Consider the following 2619-nt stretch of genomic DNA (forward strand, 5'->3'; position numbering starts at 1 on the left):
AAAGCAGTTAAAGCCCATACAGAAGTGATTAAAGGTGTAATCAAACAACATAAAACAGCACCTCAATCAGCCCTGATAAACAAACTAAACCCGATTATTCGGGGATGGTCAAACTATTATTCAGGAGTCGTCTCATCAGAGACCTTCGGTAAGCTAGACAATATAATCTGGCAGATGTTACGGGCATGGACAGTATCAAGATGCGGAAAGGCAAGTTTACGAGAAGCTAGGAAACTATTTCAGACATGGAACAGTTAAACTTAGCAATGAGGTAGAAAGGCATGAATCTTGGTTATTCCAGACCAAGGATGGACACACACTATGGAAACATAGCTACACTCCGATTGCCAGACATACCACAATACGCCCTGAAGCAACACCATACGACGGAAATTGGACTTATTGGGCAACCAGAAAAGGACAAGCAATCGACACGCCAACAAGGGTAGCAAAACTACTCAAGAAGCAAAAAGGCAAGTGTACCTGGTGTGGGCAATACTTTACCCCATCAGACATAGTTGAAATAGACCACATTGTACCTCGAAGTCTCGGCGGAAAGGACGAATACAAAAATCTTCAACTACTACACCGCCACTGTCACGATGATAAGACGGCACTTGACAATGCCAACGCTGTATCCCTAACAATGGAGCAATCAGACTAGGAGCCGTATGATGGGAAACTATCACGTACGGTTTTGTATGGGAGGGGGAGAAGGTGACTTCTCTCTCGACACTACTAAGTTGCGACAATTTCCTTATTTTGGGGGAACCAAAGGGCATCATCAAAGTAATTCTTAACCGGAGTCTACCGCTGTGGAACGACTGAAAAACCAGGTGATAGGTCGGCCAGTTATATTCTGGACAATCATGGATGATTGAATAGGATGATCTGTGAATTGACCCATCAAGAATTGTCAAGAGATGCAAAGGATTTTACTGTCACGATGATAAGACGGCACTTGACAATGCCAACGCTGTATCCCTAACAATGGAGCAATCAGACTAGGAGCCGTATGATGGGAAACTATCACGTACGGTTTTGTATGGGAGGGGGAGAAGGTGACTTCTCTCTCGACACTACTAAGTTGCGACAATTTCCTTATTTTGGGGGAACCAAAGGGCATCATCAAAGTAATTCTTAACCGGAGTCTACCGCTGTGGAACGACTGAAAAACCAGGTGATAGGTCGGCCAGTTATATTCTGGACAATCATGGATGATTGAATAGGATGATCTGTGAATTGACCCATCAAGAATTGTCAAGAGATGCAAAGGATTTTAAAGAAATTACATTTCTGAAATGCAAAATGTTAAGGTGAAGTTAAGCCCACACTATGATCGGGAGGGAGCTGTATGAAGCTTGTTATCCAGGGTAAAAATCTTGAAATTACCGATGCTATTCACGAGTATGTACAACAGAAAATTGCCAAAGCTGTTAGTCACTTTCAGCAATTGACAAACGAAGTGGATGTCCATTTATCTGTGGCTCGGAACCCTCGGATAAATCCAAGACAAACTGCTGAAGTCACGATTTATGCCAATGGCACAGTTATTCGTGCTCAAGAAAGCAGTGAAAATCTCTATGCCAGTATTGACCTAGTAGCAGATAAAATTGCTCGTCAATTGCGTAAGTACAAAGAAAAACGCATGGCGAAACAATATCAGCTTCCTAAGACTGGTGAAGTGGTTGCACAGAAGCCCATTGTTGATGATTTAATTGGCGATCGCACTGTGAAACTTCCAGAAGAAGTGGTGCGGACGAAATATTTTGCCATGCCTCCCATGAGCATTCAAGAAGCATTAGAACAGTTGCAGCTTATTGATCATGATTTTTATATGTTCCGTAATGCTGAAACTGATGAGATTAATGTAATCTATCAGCGATCGCATCATGGTGGTTATGGAGTCATCCAACCCCGCAATGGTAGCGTTCCGACCAGTAATGGTCAAACTGGTGCGGAATTGACAGAACGGGCTTCGACCTCTCCTTAAAGTAGGTAGGTGAAGCCACATAATATAGTTGACACTCCCATTAGGGTTAGTGGCGGGTTTCGCCTGTCGCGCCTGTCACCGGGGAGTTAGGCGGCGCGAGGGCTTGGTTTGAGGAATCAGGCCCTTAGTTAGTTGGGATTAATCAACCCACCCTTGGATAAAAGATTGACACTCCCCGGCCTAAAGGCGCGGGGATTCGCAGTTCTACGGGAGTCCAACGACTTTACCCTCACCGAGCTTCTTGACGGTAAGCCCTGCCGCTGCAATCCCTCGGTTCCGAATGACTTGGGCGGCGGCCACGTCGCGATTGGTGATGTAGCCGCACTCAGGACATTTATGAACCCGGATACTGAGGTCTTTCTTGACCGCTGTTGAGCATTGAGGGCACTCTTGACTGGTGCCTGCTGCTTCAACCTTGGCAAAATACACGCCACGCTTCCAGCACACCCATAGTAGGGGTCGAGAGAGATGTCACCATCTCCCCCTCCCATGCAAAACCGTGCTTGAGACTTTCACCTCACACGGCTCGTAGGGTGCGTCACATCCAGATATAGTATTAGTCAAGGTGGTTAGGACGCAGCTTTGAGAACGGAATCCATGGCATCATGGAGAGAATCAAACTGCTC

Annotated in this window: 1 protein-coding gene and 3 pseudogenes; 3 read left to right on the plus strand and 1 reads right to left on the minus strand. The window is 45.6% G+C overall.

Going from position 1 to position 2619, the window contains the following annotated elements:
- The 3 genes and pseudogenes from ACTIE0_RS23790 to hpf form a co-directional block, all read left to right on the plus strand.
- Positions 1–664, plus strand: a pseudogene (locus tag ACTIE0_RS23790) (HNH endonuclease); the annotation flags it as partial.
- Between the two features lie 272 nt (positions 665–936).
- Positions 937–1008 (plus strand): annotated as a pseudogene (locus ACTIE0_RS23795) (HNH endonuclease); the annotation flags it as partial.
- 346 nt (positions 1009–1354) lie between these two features.
- Entirely contained in the window at positions 1355–1993 is a 639-nt protein-coding gene (gene hpf, locus ACTIE0_RS23800; protein WP_006620899.1) for a ribosome hibernation-promoting factor, HPF/YfiA family, read from the plus strand.
- A 204-nt stretch (positions 1994–2197) separates the two neighbouring features.
- On the opposite strand, the pseudogene ACTIE0_RS23805 reads toward hpf, so the two are convergent.
- Positions 2198–2443 (minus strand): annotated as a pseudogene (locus tag ACTIE0_RS23805) (zinc ribbon domain-containing protein); the annotation flags it as partial.
- Positions 2444–2619: the final 176 nt, after the last annotated feature.

The sequence above is a fragment of the Limnospira sp. genome (assembly GCF_051859755.1).
GTDB lineage: Bacteria > Cyanobacteriota > Cyanobacteriia > Cyanobacteriales > Microcoleaceae > Limnospira > Limnospira fusiformis.

Bases quoted from the DNA above. Each gene is read 5' to 3' on its own strand.
- hpf (WP_006620899.1), top strand. From the start codon at position 1,355: ATGAAGCTTGTTATCCAGGGTAAAAATCTTGAAATTACCGATGCTATT.